The sequence below is a fragment of the Roseateles chitinivorans genome, assembly GCF_050632235.1.
Classification (GTDB): Bacteria; Pseudomonadota; Gammaproteobacteria; order Burkholderiales; family Burkholderiaceae_C; genus Roseateles; species Roseateles chitinivorans_A.
On sequence record NZ_CP192584.1, the window covers coordinates 752,705 to 769,167 of the forward strand.

A 16,463-nucleotide genomic window follows, 5' to 3' on the forward strand; every position below is an offset into this window, starting at 1 on the left:
CGAGCAGCGAAACGGTCTGGCAAGAGGCGGCGCTGAGCCGCTGACGCAGGCCCCACGACCCATTTAAAACCGGAGAACTAGATGGCTGAATCCAAGCGACCTGAAGACGCCGAGACGTCGACGCCAGATGCTGATGCCACGCGCAAGAGTCGAAGCCCCGGTTCCGCTGCGCACGCTCACGACAACGAAAGCGGTGGCAAGGAGGACCACGATCACGGCGCGGAAAGCGACGGCAGTCATGATCATGGTCACGAAGGCGGCATCTTTGGAAGCAACACCGAGCTGATCTTCTCGCTGCTGTGCGGCGCGCTCCTGCTTGCAGGCTGGCTGCTAGGCAAGTATGGGCTGGTGTCCACCACGTTGGAAACTGGTCTGTACGTCGTGGCGTATGTCTTCGGCGGGTTCTTCACGTTACGCGAGGCCGTCGAGAACATCCGACGCAGACGCTTCGAGATCGACACGCTCATGCTGGTGGCGGCGGCAGGTGCTGCGGCGCTGGGGGAGTGGGCCGAAGGCGCGCTGTTGCTCTTCCTCTTCAGCCTCGGTCACTCGTTGGAACACTACGCCATGGGGCGGGCCAGGCGTGCGATCGAAGCCTTGTCCAAACTGGCACCGGAGACGGCGCTGCGTAAACGCGAGAGCGGCACCGAGGAAGTGCCGATCTCGGCCCTGGAGCCGGGAGATGTCGTCGTCGTCAAACCGAACGAACGGATGCCGGCCGATGGATTCGTCATCACCGGAAAGTCCAGCGTCAACCAGGCGCCGGTGACCGGGGAGAGCATTCCCGTGGACAAGCAGCCGGTGGACGACGCGCAGCAGGCGCTTGGCGCCTTTGACCGCGTGGCAGCGTCGAGCCGTGTATTCGCCGGCACGATCAATGGCTCCGGTTCTCTGGAGGTCATGGTGGCGAAGCGCTCGACCGAGTCCACGATGGCACGCGTGGTGAAGATGGTCACCGAGGCGCAGCAGCAGCAGTCTCCGACGCAGTCGTTCACGGCCAAGTTCGAACGCATCTTCGTGCCCTCAGTGCTCGGCTTTGTGGGCGCGCTGCTGCTGGCTGGCCTCGTCCTGGATGAGCCGTTCAGCGCCACGTTCTATCGGGCGATGGCGGTACTGGTGGCGGCCAGTCCTTGCGCGCTCGCCATCTCCGTGCCCAGTGCCGTGCTGAGCGGCGTGGCGCGAGCGGCGCGCGGCGGCGTGCTCATCAAGGGCGGGGCGCCGTTGGAGAACTTGGGCGTATTGACGGCGATCGCGTTCGACAAGACTGGCACCCTCACAGAAGGTAAACCCAAGTTGGTTGACGTCCAGGCGGCGCCCGGCGTTGATCAGGAGGAACTGCTCGCGGTGGCGCTTGCAGTGGAGATGCACAGCGACCACCCGCTGGCTGCCGCAATCGTGGCCGGCGCGAAAGAACGTATCTCAGGATCGAGCCAGCCTCTCAGCGCCGAGGACGTGCACAGTGTGACAGGCAAGGGGGTCAAGGGACGCGTGGGTGGAGACGATGTCTGGATCGGCAAGGCGAAACTCTTCGCTGAAGATGCCGGCGGGCTGCCCCAGGAAATCGGGAGCATCGATCAGCATCTCATCGAGAAGGGCCGCACCACGATGATCGTCAAGCGAGGGGAACGCTTCCTTGGCGTGATCGGTGTGATGGATACGCCTCGAGCGGCCGCCGCGGACGTGATGCGAAAGCTTCAGCACCTGGGTGTCAAGGATCTGATCATGATCTCCGGGGACAACCAGCGTGTGGCGGACGCCGTGGCAAAGACGGTCGGTCTCAGCGAAGCCAAGGGCGAGCTGATGCCCGACGATAAGGTGGCCTTCATTAAGAAGCTCAGCGCCAACGAGGGCAAGGTGGCGATGGTTGGCGACGGTGTGAACGATGCTCCGGCGATGGCCAGCGCGACGGTCGGCATCGCGATGGGTGCCGCCGGTTCCGACGTTGCGCTGGAGACGGCCGACGTCGCCCTGATGGCGGACGACCTCACCAAGCTGCCGTTCGTGGTCGGACTGTCGCGCCGGGCGAGCGGCGTCATCCGGCAAAACCTGTGGGTCTCCCTGGGCGTGGTCGCAGTGTTGATTCCGGCGACGCTCTTCGGGTTGAATATTGGCACTGCCGTGCTGTTCCATGAGGGTTCTACGCTGATCGTGGTGATCAACGCGCTGCGCCTGCTGGCGTACGGTGACGCGAAAGCCGCGAGCGCATGAGATCGACTAGCAACAACGGGATTTGCCCATGAAGATCTTGATCGTCGAGGACGAGGTCAAGGCTGCGGACTACCTGCGCAAAGGCTTGACCGAGGAAGGCTATTCCGTTGAGGTTGCGCACAACGGCGTGGACGGCCTGCACATGGCCTCCGTGAACAACTACGACCTGCTCATCCTCGACGGCCAGTTGCCGGGGATCGACGGCTTGGCCATGCTCGGCGCGATCCGCCAAAGCAGCGACGTGCCCATCCTCATGGTGACTGCGCGCGCACGAGTAGAGGACCGGGTGAAGGGACTTCAAAGCGGCGCGGACGACTACCTCACCAAACCCTACGCTTTCTCCGAACTGGTCGCGCGCGTGCAGGTCCTGTTGCGTCGGCGAATGGGCGGTCGACAAGTGACGGAGGAATCGGTGTACCGCGTGGCCGACCTGGAGGTCGACCCCATCCGCCGCAAGGTGGTGCGGTCGGGCCAGCGCATCGATCTGACCACCAAGGAGTTCGGCCTTCTGGCCTTGCTGATGCGTCGCAAAGGTGAGGTCCTTTCCAGGACCGAGATTGCCGAGCAGGTGTGGGACATGAACTTCGATAGCGATACGAACGTGGTCGAGGTGGCCATCCGACGCTTGCGCGTCAAGATCGACCAGCCGTTCGAGCGCGCCTTGATCCATACGGTGCGCGGCATGGGCTACGTCATCGAAGACCGTCCCGCATGAGAGTCGCTCGCCACGCCGGTAGCTTGAGGTTCCGGCTCCTGCGCCGTCTGGCGCTGCAGTCCATGGCGGGATTGGGGGTCGTGTGCATCGCGGTCTACGTGGTGATCTTCCTGACGCTCGATCAGCGCCAGGACCAGACGCTGAGCATGAAGCGCGAGGCGGTGCAGCATCTTCTTCAGGAAGGGCGGGGCGCCCATGACCTGGAGAGCGTGCGGCATCTCCTCAACGACTTCCTTGCCGGACACGACGAACTCACGCTCTCCGTTGCGGATAGCACCGGGCACGTCTTTCTGCCGCCCCAACGTCGGCCTGGGCCTGACGTGAAATTGGAGCGATTCACCGTTCCGCTGACAGCCGATCTGGGCGGCACAGGCACGGCGTCGCTCGCCTTCGATCGAAGCAAGGACAACGAGTTGCTGGTTCGTCTGGCATGGACGCTCGGTATTGCTGCGGTCGGCGGGGCGCTGGTGTTGTCCGCCGCTGCGGCCTTCGGCGTGCGCCGTGAACTTGCCCCGCTGCGTGCGCTCGTGCGGCAGACTGCAGCGGTCCGCGCTGATCGCCTGGAGCTCAGACTCGACGGGCGTGACCAGGTCGAGGAGCTGCAGCCGCTGATTGCCCAGACCAACGAACTGCTGGATCGGCTGGCGCAGGCTTATCGCCAGATGGAGTCCTTCAACGCCGACGTCGCGCACGAACTGAACAACCCCCTCTCGATCCTGATCAGCAGCAGCGAGGTCGCCTTGAGACGCCCGCGATCGCCAGAGGAGCTCAAGGAAACGCTGCGATCCAACCTCGAAGAGCTGCGCCGCATTGCAAGGATCGTGGCGGACATGCTGTTTCTCGCGAACGCGCAGCGAGGCGCCCAGGCCAGTCGCGAAGAATTCACGGAGCTCTCCGAGCTGTGCGCTGAGGTGTTGGATTACCACGAGGATTCCCTGCGGGAAGCGGGGCTTCGCGGGGTGGTTCGGGGCCATGCGCGGGCAAGTGTTGACACGGGTCTGCTGCAGCTAGCGATCTCGAACTTGGTGGGCAACGCCAAACGGTACGCAACGCCGGGAAGCGATGTGGTGATCGAGGTCGAACCTCGGGGCAGCGAGGTATATGTGGGCGTCCTGAATCATGGCGCCGAAATCCCCGAGGAACACCTGCCGCGGCTGTTCGATCGGTTCTATCGCGTGGATCCCGCGCGCACTGGTGCGAGCAAGAACCATGGGTTGGGCCTATCGATCGTTGCAGCGATCGCGCGGATGCACGGTGGTGCTGCGTCGGCATCCAGCACAGATGGGGTAACGCGGATCGGGTTGACGATCGCCTCACCCTTGGCAGGCGAGTGAGCGCCGAACGCTGCAGCCCGCTGTCAGGAATCTAGATGCGAAAATTTTTGAGTGATGGCCAGTGTTGAAGAAGCATGTCGAGTGGACGAGGCCGCAACTGATAGATCGGTGCAGTTCAAGGATCAGGTTGTGAGAGGTCTGCGGGATGTGGATAAGTTGATCTTGGCGCTCCCGGCGACACTGAGGACCAGCAAGGTCGCGACCTTGAGGCGAGGAGCAGAAAACCTGGAGAAGTTGAGTTCCGTGTTGATGCTGACCATCATGCTTGGTCGACCCCTCTCGGAAGTTCTGAAGGCATCGGACGACCTCGCGAAGGCCGTGCGCGTGGTCGTGCAACTGGCGTCCAAGTCACGGCTGACCTTGAACGCCCAACTGCTCATGCGGCTGCTCTCTGATCAGTCTCGCAAGCTTCACCTGGATATCGTGCAGGCCTTGCAAGCCGCCAGTTGATGTTGCTCCGGTACACTTCCGTCTCATGCGCCGCTGGCTCACATCCCTGTTGTTGATCTTCTGCCTGGGCTGGCAATCGCTGGCTTATGCAGGTGCTGGGGTGCTCGTCAGCGAGGGCGAGGAGATGCTGCACGAGATCCTCCACTTCGAGGGTGCGGCCCATCACCACGATGACCACGGCGGGGGCTTTCATCAGGACGACTCCGCCGCGTCGACGCAGCACGCGATCGACGATGCCTGCCTCTTCGCACCGGCGATTCCGTCCGATGCCACCCTGTCGGTGCCCGGTGTCCAAGCCGGCGCGCCCGAGCAAGCCGGTGCCGTAGCACCACCGCCGCCCTTCCTGAGCGGTCCGGAACGACCTCCCAAAACGCTCCCCTGACACCGCCGTCATGCGCGGGCTGAGGCCCTGCGCGCTCGCATGGACTGGTGGCGTTCGTCCGCCCGGCTGATGGCCTGGCGCGCGCCGCCTTCTCGTCAGGAAGATCGTGATACCGACTCCATGGTTCCATCCATGGCGCTTGAGCTGCTGGATCGCAGGCTCCGCGCTCGGCTGCGCCGTCTGGGCACAGCCCGTTCCACCGGCTCCCTTTGCCGCTCCCGTTTCTCCGACCGTTGTCCTGCCGGCTGCAGCATCGGACGCAAGTCCGGGCAACGCGACGGCACTTGGCCGCCCGACGCTGGCCGAGGCGCTGGCCAGCGCCTGGCCGCGCTCGCTGGCCGCAGCTGAAAGCCAAGGCTGGCGGCGCCAGGCCGATGCCGAGCGGCTGGTGGCCCACAGCTGGCTCGCGGCGCCGCCGGCCATCGATGTACTCCAGCGCGAGGGCCGAGGGGCCGCCGCCCGCGATGTCCGCGAGACCGAGATCGGTCTCGCGCTGCCGCTGTGGCGTTTCGGGCAGCGTCGGCAGCAGGCGCAGTCCGCGCAGGCGGAGTCCGATTGGGTCACCGCCGCCGAGCGTGCGGCGCGGCTGCGACTGGCTGGTGAGCTGCGCGACCTGGCGGTGCGCCTGGCGCTGGTCGGCGCCGACCTGGAGCAGGCGGCGTCGCAGCGGCAACTGCTCGATGAGCTGTTCGTCGACATCGCCCGGCGTGTGCGGGCGGGCGACCTCGCGCCGGTCGACGAGATGGCCGCCCACGCGGAGGCTTTGAGCGCGCGATCCGCCGAGCGCGAAGCGCGCCAGACCGACTCGGCTTTGCGCAGTGCATGGCAACTCTCCACGGGTCTTTCGAATTCGCCACTGCCAGAGGGGGCCGTATCGGAACCAGCCGACGCGGACACGGTGCTCGCCGAGCATCCCGAACTCCGCTTCGCCGAGGCCGCTGTTCGACGCGCGCGCGAGCGCGTTGCGCAGGTCAAGGCGCAGCGGGGTGGGGCGCCCGAGCTCGGAATCGGCCTGCGGCAGGACCGCGCCGGCGGCGGTCAGCCGAGAGAGCACACGGTGGCGTTGTCCCTGCGCCTGCCGTTCGGGACCGAGACGCACAGCGCGCCGCGCCTGGCCGCCGCGCTGGCGGAGGAGGACGCCGCGTTGATGGCCGAGCAGCGGCTGCGCCGCCAGCTCGCCGCAGATCTCGCCCTGGCGCGCGGTCAGCTCGACGTGAACCAAGCCGCCGTCGCCGCAGAGACCGAGCGCGCCACGCTGCTGCGCGAGCGCGCACGGCACCTGAAACGCGCCTTCGATGCCGGCGAGACGCCGCTGCCGGAACTCCTCCGCGCGATCGCCGCGGCCGGTCAGGCCGCCGCCGCCGCCAATCGCCAGCAGGCCCTCCTCGCGCAAGCGCAGGGGCGCCTCCAACAAGCTCTCGGACAACTGCCATGACCCGTTCCCCATGCTTCTTGCGTCGCCTTCTCTTGGCTGCGCTTGTCTCCTTCACGCTGACAGCCGTTGCCGCACCTGGTGCGCACGGCCCCAATGGCGAGCACCTTGACGCGCCCGCGTCCGGCCCCTTGGCGGGCAGCACCGCGCCGCGCCTCGAAGCGAAGTCGGAAATTTTCGAACTGGTCGGACACCTCGCCGGCGGTGAGTTCTCGATGCTGATTGACCGTTTTGACACTAACGAGCCGGTGCTCAAGGCTGACGTCGAGATCGAATCCGGCGCCCGCAAGGCCAAAGCCACTTTCCATGCGGACCTCGGCGACTACGCCGTCGACGACGCGGAGATGCTCAAGCTGCTCGCCACGCCCGGTGAGCATCCGATCGTCATCACCATCCTGGCGGGCAAGGACAACGACCTGATGGACGGCGTGCTTCGGGTCGGCACGACGGCCACGGCGGGAGCGGAGACCCACGATCACGCGGGCGGCCACGGCGATGCGGCGGGCCACGGCCATGGCGGCTGGTGGCGATGGCTCGTCGTAGCGGTCGTACTTGCGGCGGCCGGGCTCGGCTGGCGATGGCGACATCGGACCTCCGGCGATGCGTTGTCGCGTCGCCTGGACGGAGGTCAGGCATGAACGCCGGCGAAATCCATATCGCGCTGATCGTCACGGCTGCGTTTGCCCTGGGCCTCGGCGCGACGCCCGCCGCCGCGTCGCCCGGCGCCCACGGCCCCAACGGGGAGCATCTGGACCAGACAGCCACGCCCAGCGTCGGCGGGCTCGCGCGCCTGCCCGACGGCAGCGTGAACGTGCCCAAGCTCGCGCAGCGGCGCATGGGCCTGCGCACGCTGATCGCGCCTGAGAGCGAGGCCGCGGCGACGCTGGAATTGCCTGGGCGCGTGATCGCGGACCCGAACGCCAGCGGCCAGGTGCAGTCGACGTACGGCGGGCGCATCGAGGCCGGCCCGAAGGGGCTGCCGGTACCCGGGCAGGCGGTGCGACAAGGCGACGTGCTGGCCTGGGTGCGCTATCAGGCCGATCCGTATGCTTTGGCTGCCCAACAGGCCCAACGCTCCGAGTTGCGCGCCGCGCGTGAACTGGCGGAGCAACGCGTGCGCCGTCTCGAATCGCTGGAAGGCACTGTGCCGCGCAAGGAGATCGACGCCGCGCGCGTTGAGGCGCGCTCGCTCGCCGAGCGGGAGCACAGCATCGGCGCCGGCCTCGATGCCCGTGAGCCATTGAGGGCGCCGGTATCCGGCGTGGTTGCGCGGGTGGACCTGCGCGTCGGCCAAGTCGTTGAGAGCCGCGAGCTGCTGATCGAGGTCGTCGATCCGGCGCGGCTGCTCGTCGAAGCGACCACGCCCGACGCCTCGCTCGGCGCTCGCCTGGGCGGCGCGACGCTGGCCGGCATCGACGGCCCGCGCCTGCAGCTGATCGGCGCCGCCCGCGCGCTGCGCGACGGCGTGTTGCCGCTGACCTTCCGCTTGTCGGGCGCGGACCGCGCCGCGCTCGCGGTCGGGCAGCCGGTGACGGTGATCGCCGCGACCACCGAGCGCCGCAAGGGCATCGTGCTGCCAGCGCAGGCCGTCGTCCGCAACCCGGCCAACGAGCCGGTGGTGTGGATCAAGTCTGGCGCCGAGCGCTACGTCCCGCAGCCGGTGCAGGTACGTCCGCTGGACGCGCACACGGTGGTCGTGACCTCGGGCTTGGGCGCCGACAACCGCGTGGTGGTGCAGGGCGCGTCCCTGATCGCCCAGATCCGCTGAGGAGCCGACGATGTTCAACTGGATCGTCAGGACCAGCCTGCGCAACCGGCTGTTCGTGCTGGCCTTCGCCGCGCTGCTGCTCGTCTACGGAGCGCTGACGGCGTGGCGCACACCCGTCGACGTCTTCCCCGACCTCAACAAGCCGCTGGTCACCGTGCTCACCGAGGCCGGCGGAATGGCGCCCGAGGAGGTCGAGCAACTCGTCACCTTCCCGATCGAAACCGCGCTCAACGGCATGCCCGGCGTGACGCGGGTGCGCTCGACCTCGGGTGTCGGCCTGTCCGTCGTCTACGCCGAATTCGACTGGGGCACTGACATCTACCGAAATCGCCAACTCGTCGCCGAGCGGCTCGCCCAGCTGCGCGGGCAGCTGCCCGGCGACATCACGCCGGTGATGGGGCCGGTGTCGTCGATCATGGGCGAGGTGATGCTGATCGCGCTGCCGCTGCAAGGCAGTGCTGACGCGACGCTGCCGATGCAGGCGCGCGAGTACGCGGACTTCGTACTGCGGCCGCGGCTGCTCGCGATTCCCGGGGTCTCGCAGGTGATCCCGATCGGCGGGGACGTCCGCCAGCTGCGCGTGGAGCCCGACCCCGCGCGCATGGCGCAGGTCGGCGTGTCGCTGACGCAGATCGAGCAGGCGCTGCGCGGCTTCGCCGGCAACGCGGGCGGCGGCTTCATCGACCTCAACAGCCGCGAGTACCTAATCCGGCACATCGCCCGTACCAACCGGATCGAGGACCTGCAGGCCGTCGCCGTCGCGTGGAAGGAGGGTCGGCCGGTGCTGCTGCGTCAGGTGGCGGAGGTGCGCTTCGCACCGGCGCTCAAGCGCGGCGACGCCGGCTACGACGGCCAGCCGGCCGTCATCGTTAGCGTACAGAAGCAGCCGGCGGCGGACACGGTCAAACTGACGCGCCAGATCGAGCAGGCGCTCGGCGAGCTGCGCGCCGGCATGCCCAAAGGGTTGTCCACGCCGACCGTGCTGTTCCGCCAGGCCGATTTCATCGAGGCGTCCATCGGCAACGTCACGGAAGCGCTGCGCGACGGCGCGATCATGGTGGCGATCGTGCTGTTCGTCTTCCTGCTCTCGGTGCGCACGACGCTGATCTCGCTGGTCGCGATCCCGCTGTCGTTGGCGGTGACGGCGCTCGTGTTCCGTCTGCTGGACCAGTCCATCAACGTGATGACGCTGGGTGGTCTGGCGATCGCGATCGGCGAGCTGGTCGACGACGCGGTGGTCGACGTCGAGAACATCCTGCGCCGCATGAAGGAGAACCGGCTGCTGCCGCAACCCCAGCCGCTGCTGGAGGTGGTGCGCTCGGCCAGCGTCGAGGTGCGCTCGGGCATCGTCTACGCGACGGTGATCGTGGTGCTGGTGTTCGTGCCGCTGTTCGCGCTGCCGGGCATCGAGGGGCGGCTGTTTTCGCCGCTGGGCATTGCCTACATCGTGTCCATCCTGGCGTCGATGGGCGTGTCGATGACGGTGACGCCGGTGCTGTGCAGCCTCCTGCTGCCGCGCATGAAGCGGTTGGATCACGGCGACAGCCCGCTGGTCTCGCGCCTCAAGCGCTGGGATGCGCGGCTTCTCGCCTGGTCCTTCCCACGCGCGAAGCGGCTGATCCTGGTCGCGGCGCTGGCCGTCGCGGGCGCGGCCGCGACGGTGCCGTTCTTCGCGAAGGCCTTTCTGCCGCCATTCAACGAAGGTTCGCTGGTCCTGGGAATGGTCTTCAATCCGGGCACCTCGCTCGCGGAGGCCAACCGCATGGGCGCGCTTGCCGAGCGGCTGATCCGCGAGGTCCCGGGCGTGACGCAGGTAGGCCGGCGCACCGGCCGCGCGGAGCTCGATGAACATGCTGAAGGGGTGCATTCGGCGGAGATCGACGTCGACCTGCGTCGTGACGGCGAGCCCGTCGATCGGGAGGGCGTGATGGCGCGGATCCGCGCGCAACTGGCCTCGCTGCCGGCGCAGGTCGCGGTCGGGCAGCCGATCTCGCACCGGCTGGATCACCTACTCTCCGGCGTGCGGGCGCAGGTGGCGGTGAAGATCTTCGGCGACGACACCGACACGCTGCGCGGCCTGGCCGAGCAGATGCGCCAGCGGCTTGCCGCGGTGCCGGGCCTGGTCGACCTCACCGTAGAGAAGCAGGTGCTGATCCCCCAGGTGACGGTGCGGATCGATCCGCAGCGTCTGGCGCAGACGGGACTGGCGCCGGGCGAGGCGCTGAGGCTCTTGCAGGCGCTGACCGACGGCGCGCACGGCGCGCAGATCGTCGACGGCCCACGGCGCTACGAGCTGGTGCTGCGGCTGCCCGACGACCGCCGCGGACCGCTGGACCTGGCCCGCACGTTGGTGGACACGCCGGCCGGGCGGCTGCCGGTGTCCAGCTTCGCGACTGTCGAGGAGACCGACGGTCCCAACCAGATCGGCCGCGAGAACGGGCGGCGACGCATCGTCGTCTACGCCAACACGGACGGCTCGGACATGGGGCGCATCGTCGGCGACATCCGCCGGATCATCGACGGCACGCAGCTGCCGCCGGGTGGCTTCGTCAGCCTGGAGGGTCAGTTCCAGGCGCAGGAGCAGGCAACGCAACTGATCCTGGGCCTGTCGGCGATCTCTCTGGCGATGATGTTCCTGGTGCTGTACTCGCGCTACCGCTCGGCGGTTCTGGCGGCGGTGATCATGGCCAACATCCCGCTGGCGCTGATCGGCAGCGTGGCGGCGATGTGGATGGCGGGCGTGAGCCTGTCGGTCGCGACGATGGTGGGCTTCATCACGCTGGCGGGCATCGCGACGCGTAACGGCATCCTGAAGATCAGCCATTACATCAACCTCTGCCGCTTCGAGGGCGAGGTCTTCGGCGAGGCCATGATCGTGCGCGGCTCGCTGGAGCGGCTCACACCGGTGCTGATGACTGCACTGGTGGCCGCATTTGCGCTGACGCCGCTGCTGCTGGCCGGCGACGCGCCCGGCAAGGAGATCCTGCATCCCGTGGCGGTCGTGATCTTCGGCGGCCTGGTGAGCGCCACCCTGCTGGACACGCTGCTCACACCGATGCTGTTCTGGATGGTGGGCCGCAAGCCGACCGAGCGCCTGCTATCGGTGGCGGAGGAGGCTGCCGAGGTCCCGGACGCTCGTGCGAGAGAGGCGTTCTGACCCGCCGGACCTCGTACTCAAGACCCTGAGGGCCACGCGGTGCCGCCCCGAGTGCACCGCATTTCAACCGAGACTTCACCTATGAACAAGAGATTCATGATCCACGCGGGCGTGTTGGCCCTGAGCGCGATGAGCTTCAACGCCGCCATGGCGCATGGCGCCGGCGAGCCGCGGCACGGCGGCATCGTGCAGGTGACCAACGACGTGAACTTCGAACTGGTCGCCGAGAGTGACGGTGCGACGATCTACCTGGTCGACCACGACGAGCCCCTGTCCTCCAAGGGCATCTCCGGCAAATTGACCGTGCTGCAAGGCGCCAAGAAGATCGAGGTCGATGTGAAGGAAGCTGGCGACAACAAGCTGCGCGCTGTCGGCGTCAAACTCGGCAAGGGCGACAAGATCGTCGCCGTGCTGAACAACGTCGAGGGCAAGACCGCGACGGTGCGATTCACCCTCCATTGACTCACCGATGAGCAGCAGGATCGTTTCCCGCTGGCCCGCCCTCCGAGGCGGTCTGCTCGCGTTGCTGGCTGCGGCGCTCTTCGGCGTCAGCACGCCGTTGGTGCAGCAACTCGGGGCTGGCCTGGGGCCGTTCACGACGGCGGCACTGTTGTACGCCGGCGCCGCGGTGGTCGGCGCCTTCATCCGCCGTCCGCCTGAACGTGAAGCGCGCGTCACCCGGATCGACGTGCAGCGCCTGTTGCTGGTGGCACTGTTCGGTGCGGTGGTTGGCCCCGTTGCGATGGCTTGGGGGCTGCAACGCACGAGCGGCACGGGGGCCTCCCTGATGCTGACGTTGGAGGCTGTCTTCACGGCCGTACTGGCGTGGCGACTGTATGGCGAGACCATGGATCGCCGAGTCTGGGCTGCGGTCTTGCTTCTGATGGTGGGCGGAGCCACGCTCGTGCTGGACCAGGGCCGGGCTGCTGACGGTCAATGGCTAGGCTTGGTGGCCGTGATGGTTGCGACGGCGGCTTGGGGCATGGACAACACCTTGTCCCGGGCGCTCGCGGACAGAGATCCCGGCCAAGTGGTGCTCTTCAAGGCGTCGCTCGGCGTGGTCGCGACGACGATCGTGGCCGTGATGGTCGGGGAGAAGGTACCAAGCCTCGCGCGGTTGCTGGGTCTGATGGCCGTCGGCGCGACCGGTTACGGGCTCAGCCTTCGCTTCTACCTCCTTGCCCAGCGAGCGTTTGGTGCGGCGCGGACAGGTTCAGTCTTCGCGTTCGCGCCGTTCATCGGGGCTGTTGGTGCTTTCCTGATGGGTGATCGATCCGGGAGCTGGGGCCTATTGCTTGGCGGAGCGCTCATGTTGGTCGGCGTGATCGTCCACCTGATGGAATTGCATAGTCATGAACATGAGCACGAGGCCATGGAGCACGAGCATGCCCACACGCATGACGATGGACATCATGACCACGCGCACGACCCAATGCCGGCCGGGGAGCATAGCCATCCTCACCGACACGTAGCGAGTCGGCATGCTCACGCGCACGTGCCCGATCTTCACCATACGCATCGGCATTGAGATGCGGCGAACACGTGCGTGGCCGGAGCTAACAAACTTGTAATAGGGCCGACAGGTCGGCTGAAAGCCGCCGGTTTCTACAGTGCTGCTCATGGTGGATGAAGTTGTTGCCCATGTAGGGCACGCATCCATCGCCAAGGAGAGACTGTATGAACCGAACTGTTGCCCTGATGGCCATCGCCACGAGTCTGTTCGTCGGTGTGAGCGCGCAGGCCGCGCCGCCCGCTGAGCGTCTGATGAACGGCAACTCCATCTACGGCGTCCCGTTCGCCGGACAGAAGACGGACTTCGTGGTCGACCTGGACAGCCGCCGCGCGATCAACATCGAGTGCGGCCAGACCGTACTGTTCCGCCAAGGTGGAAAGACCTTCGCGTGGAAGTTCGACGTGGTCGGCCACAAGTCGGTGGATCTTTCCAAGATCGCACCTGCAGGTTTCTCCGACAAGGCGTTCCGCGTGTACGTCGACAAGAATGAAGGCGAACGTGCCTGAGTCCCAAGGAGCCGCAGCAGCGGCTCCTGCTCTTTGGGGGTGACACCATGGATGGGATCAAGGACACACGCATCAATACGGCCTCAAAGCAGGCTCAGGTGCAGGAGTCCGAGGATTGGCGTTCGCAGGCGTTGGTGTTTCGTGGGAAACGCCAGGCCATGTTGGCCAGCAACATCGCCAATGCAGACACACCGAACTACAAGGCCCGCGACATCTCGTTCGCCGAGGTGCTGAGAGCCTCCAGCCTGGCCGCGGATGCGCAGGATCAGGAAAGCAAAGAGAGCTCGTCAGCGCGTGAGGTGCCGCTGATATCGCCCAGCACACTGGCATTTGCCGGCTACCGCCAGCCGCTGCAAGACAGCATCGATGGCAATACGGTGGAACTTGAGCGAGAGCAGGCGGAATTCGCCCGCAACACCATCCTGTACACGCTCGCGATGACGTCGCTGGATGACGAGGCGCAGGAATTCAAGCAAGCAACGGCGCTTCCAAGCAAGGGCTGACAGCACGGGACGCCGACTGCGGGTTCTGATCGCCGCTCGTGATGGGAAAGAAGGCGAATTGCGTACGTGACTAAAGCCAAGCCACGTCGAGGTTCAACTGAGAAAGTCGACTGCGCTGACCGAAGATCGCGTGCTGTGAGCCGATGCACCCACAACACGCTGCAAGCAATCAGCTTGGGAAGTGAATCTCTTTGCGTTCAAGCAGACCATCTGGTGAGATGCAGATCGAGAAGCGCTTGAACAGACCGAAGAACTGGCTCAGTGTCATTTCTAGATTGATCTTGCGGACCTCAAGAGAATTGCCAGAGTCGACGGCGGCACGGAAGGTGTCGTAGCCGTTTAACTTCGCTGCATACGCGGTGACGTACACAGCTTTCGCTTGCTCCGGTGTGTGCACCTCGCCGGAAAACATCTCGATGCCGACGAGAGTCTCGCCGTCGTCGATCAGCTTTTGATTCTTCAGAAAGCGCGCCATATCAACATGATCGTGCTTATCGGCTGCGGCGGATCCGCGCAGATCGTCGTATTGCACTGAGGCGTGGAAGTTCTCTTGTGGCATGTGATTCCTCTCTGATGTGTTGTGCCAGCCAGAAGTTCGACTGACACAACATGCTCGCATGAGGGGCGTTAGACATTTAGGACTGGCAGCCCGGCCAGATCAAGGAGTTCCGGATCGTCCTGCCGGCCCACCTGCATATGGCGAGCGCCCAGTGCCGTCGGATATAGGCTGGGCAGATATCCGTACATCAACGATGTTGACGGTGCCACGTGATGAATGTCACACTTCGAACATGGAAGGAACAACTCTGGATGGAGCCTTCCTAGGGCCCTGGTAAGGCCCGCTGCCGCACCACCAAGCGGCTTAAAGTGAAGAATGTCGAGGCGTTTGCTTGCTGCGAACCGGTTCGCGCACCGAGAGGGGCTAATCTCCCTCAAAAAAAGGCGTAGTGCGCAGCAAACCAACCGAGACAGACGGAGCTGGATTGCCCGAGGCCATGCTAGCTAGGCCAAGGGCTAGCGCCCGGCACAAGGCGCGAATATAAAACCGCCAACCTTCGACAAGTTGGCAGCGCTGCCAGCGTAGACAGGCCTCAAGCCATGTTCAAGCTGACACTGCAGTACGGGAAGTTGAAGATCAACGTGGCCTTCCCGGTCACGGCAATCGCCACCATCCTGATCTTGCTGCTATAGAAGTACGGGGAGGGACGCGAGTCCCTCCCCGAACCTGATTTCCTAGCGGCTGCCGCGAGTTTCTGGCCTAGATACTTTCGCGAGGAGTCCCCACGGCCTTGGCTTTAGCCACGTACGGACGGAAAAAAGGGGATGCGCGATGCGCATCCCCTTTGAGCTTTACCTTGCAGTGGGCTTCTTAGAAGTTGTGACGCAGCCCCACCTCCGCGCCGGATGAATTCTGGCCGCCGAGCATGCCCGTCGGCGTCGTGTACAGCACCGAGCTGCGCGCAGCACCCTTGTTGGTCACCCGGGCGACCGTGCCGTAGACGGCCGTGCGTTTCGAGAAGTCGTAGACATAGCCCAGCGCCAGGCGGGTGCTGTCGTCGCCGTCGGCGAAGCCAGAGCCCACCGCGCCGCCGGAGCGGTTGGCATTGGTGTAGCCGACGCGGATCTGGCCGACCGTGACCGGGATGGTCGCGCCCACGGAAATCTCCGTCGACTTGCGCTCGCCCCACTTCTTCACGTCGAACAAGGTGTGCAGCGTGCCCCAGGGCGACTTGTAGTTGAACAGCAGGTTGTAGTTCTTGAACTTCGACACGTTGGCGCCGACGTCGGTCGAGCCATAGGCGCCACCAACGAGGAACTGCTTGTCTTCGTAGCCGACCCGGCCGCCGTAGTACTTGTTGCCCACGGTGTTGCCTTCGCCAGCAGCCACATGGAACTGGCCGAAGACGCCGCCCAGGTTCTTGGGCAGGAAGTAGCTGACGCCGTTGTCCGAGCGCTGGATGGTGGTCGCGCCGCTGCCCAGGTTCGCGCCGGAACCATAGACGAAGATGCCGCGCGAACCCACGCCCACGATGCCGAACTCGTCGTTCAGTGCGTTGTTGTAGGTCGGGGTCGTGTCACGACCCAGGCGCACTTCACCGAACTCGCCCATCAAGCTGATGGTGGAGCGACGGTTCCAGAACTTGCCCGCGTTGGCGGTGCCCGTGTCGTAGTCGATGCCCGACTCCAAGTGGAAGCCGGCGGACAGACCGCCGCCCAGTTCTTCCACGCCTCGCACGCCCAGGCGTCCGGTCGTGTTGCCGCCGGAGGTGACACCCTTGACCGTGCCAGCGCTGCCGTTCTTCACTTGACGCACGGCGACGTCGGCCACGCCGAACAGCGTGACGGACGAGGTTTGCGCGAAGGCCGAGCCTGCAACCGCGCTGCATGCCAAGGCCAAGAGGACTGGCTTCTTCATGAACTTCTCCTATTCGATGGTCAGTGCAAGGAGGCGTGAATCGCCTCAAGCGAAGCCAAGGCTACGAAGAGGAGGCAGG

The 16,463-nt window shown here is 65.8% G+C and carries 15 protein-coding genes; 13 read left to right on the top strand and 2 right to left on the bottom strand.

All coding sequences use genetic code 11. The features are described from left to right. The first annotated feature begins 81 nt into the window (after positions 1-81). The 13 genes from ACQ859_RS03325 (at position 82) to flgB (ending at position 13,968) form a co-directional block, all read left to right on the top strand. Positions 82-2,208, top strand: coding sequence for a heavy metal translocating P-type ATPase (locus ACQ859_RS03325; RefSeq protein ID WP_431264592.1), 2,127 nt, complete (start codon positions 82-84; stop codon positions 2,206-2,208). 28 nt (positions 2,209-2,236) lie between these two features. Continuing rightward, positions 2,237-2,923, top strand: a complete 687-nt coding sequence (locus ACQ859_RS03330; RefSeq protein ID WP_297379789.1) for a heavy metal response regulator transcription factor — start codon at positions 2,237-2,239, stop codon at positions 2,921-2,923. Beyond that, positions 2,920-4,257 carry a heavy metal sensor histidine kinase gene (locus tag ACQ859_RS03335; RefSeq protein WP_431264593.1) on the top strand — a complete coding sequence of 446 codons (1,338 nt, stop codon included), beginning with the start codon at positions 2,920-2,922 and terminating at the stop codon, positions 4,255-4,257. Before ACQ859_RS03330 ends, ACQ859_RS03335 begins: the two co-directional genes overlap by 4 nt. 81 nt (positions 4,258-4,338) lie before the next feature. Then, positions 4,339-4,707, top strand: coding sequence for a hypothetical protein (locus ACQ859_RS03340; protein ID WP_297379794.1), 369 nt, complete (start codon positions 4,339-4,341; stop codon positions 4,705-4,707). A gap of 25 nt (positions 4,708-4,732) precedes the next feature. Next, on the top strand, positions 4,733-5,089 hold the full coding sequence (locus ACQ859_RS03345; RefSeq protein ID WP_297379797.1) for a hypothetical protein: 357 nt from the start codon (positions 4,733-4,735) through the stop codon (positions 5,087-5,089). Between the two features lie 139 nt (positions 5,090-5,228). Then, positions 5,229-6,524 carry a TolC family protein gene (locus ACQ859_RS03350; protein ID WP_297379800.1) on the top strand — a complete coding sequence of 432 codons (1,296 nt, stop codon included), beginning with the start codon at positions 5,229-5,231 and terminating at the stop codon, positions 6,522-6,524. After that, positions 6,521-7,159: a hypothetical protein gene (locus ACQ859_RS03355; RefSeq protein WP_297379804.1), complete on the top strand. Its 639-nt coding sequence runs from the start codon at positions 6,521-6,523 to the stop codon at positions 7,157-7,159. Before ACQ859_RS03350 ends, ACQ859_RS03355 begins: the two co-directional genes overlap by 4 nt. Then, a complete protein-coding gene (locus tag ACQ859_RS03360; protein WP_431264594.1) occupies positions 7,156-8,289 on the top strand; it encodes an efflux RND transporter periplasmic adaptor subunit in 1,134 nt (377 codons plus the stop codon). Before ACQ859_RS03355 ends, ACQ859_RS03360 begins: the two co-directional genes overlap by 4 nt. A gap of 10 nt (positions 8,290-8,299) precedes the next feature. Next, entirely contained in the window at positions 8,300-11,446 is a 3,147-nt protein-coding gene (locus ACQ859_RS03365) for an efflux RND transporter permease subunit (protein WP_431264595.1), read from the top strand. Positions 11,447-11,527: 81 nt separating this feature from the next. Further along, positions 11,528-11,908 (top strand): hypothetical protein, encoded by a 381-nt coding sequence (locus tag ACQ859_RS03370; RefSeq protein WP_297379815.1) that lies wholly within the window; start codon positions 11,528-11,530, stop codon positions 11,906-11,908. A gap of 7 nt (positions 11,909-11,915) precedes the next feature. Continuing rightward, positions 11,916-12,974: a DMT family transporter gene (locus ACQ859_RS03375; RefSeq protein ID WP_431264596.1), complete on the top strand. Its 1,059-nt coding sequence runs from the start codon at positions 11,916-11,918 to the stop codon at positions 12,972-12,974. A 149-nt stretch (positions 12,975-13,123) separates the two neighbouring features. Next, positions 13,124-13,465, top strand: a complete 342-nt coding sequence (locus ACQ859_RS03380; RefSeq protein ID WP_431264597.1) for a CzcE family metal-binding protein — start codon at positions 13,124-13,126, stop codon at positions 13,463-13,465. A gap of 47 nt (positions 13,466-13,512) precedes the next feature. Next, positions 13,513-13,968: a flagellar basal body rod protein FlgB gene (flgB, locus tag ACQ859_RS03385; RefSeq protein ID WP_297379823.1), complete on the top strand. Its 456-nt coding sequence runs from the start codon at positions 13,513-13,515 to the stop codon at positions 13,966-13,968. A gap of 169 nt (positions 13,969-14,137) precedes the next feature. On the opposite strand, the gene ACQ859_RS03390 is transcribed toward flgB, so the two are convergent. Further along, complete coding sequence (locus ACQ859_RS03390; RefSeq protein ID WP_297379826.1) at positions 14,138-14,527, bottom strand: hypothetical protein; 390 nt, start codon at positions 14,525-14,527, stop codon at positions 14,138-14,140. 810 nt (positions 14,528-15,337) lie between these two features. Further along, a complete protein-coding gene (locus tag ACQ859_RS03395) occupies positions 15,338-16,384 on the bottom strand; it encodes a porin (RefSeq protein ID WP_297379830.1) in 1,047 nt (348 codons plus the stop codon). Positions 16,385-16,463: the final 79 nt, after the last annotated feature.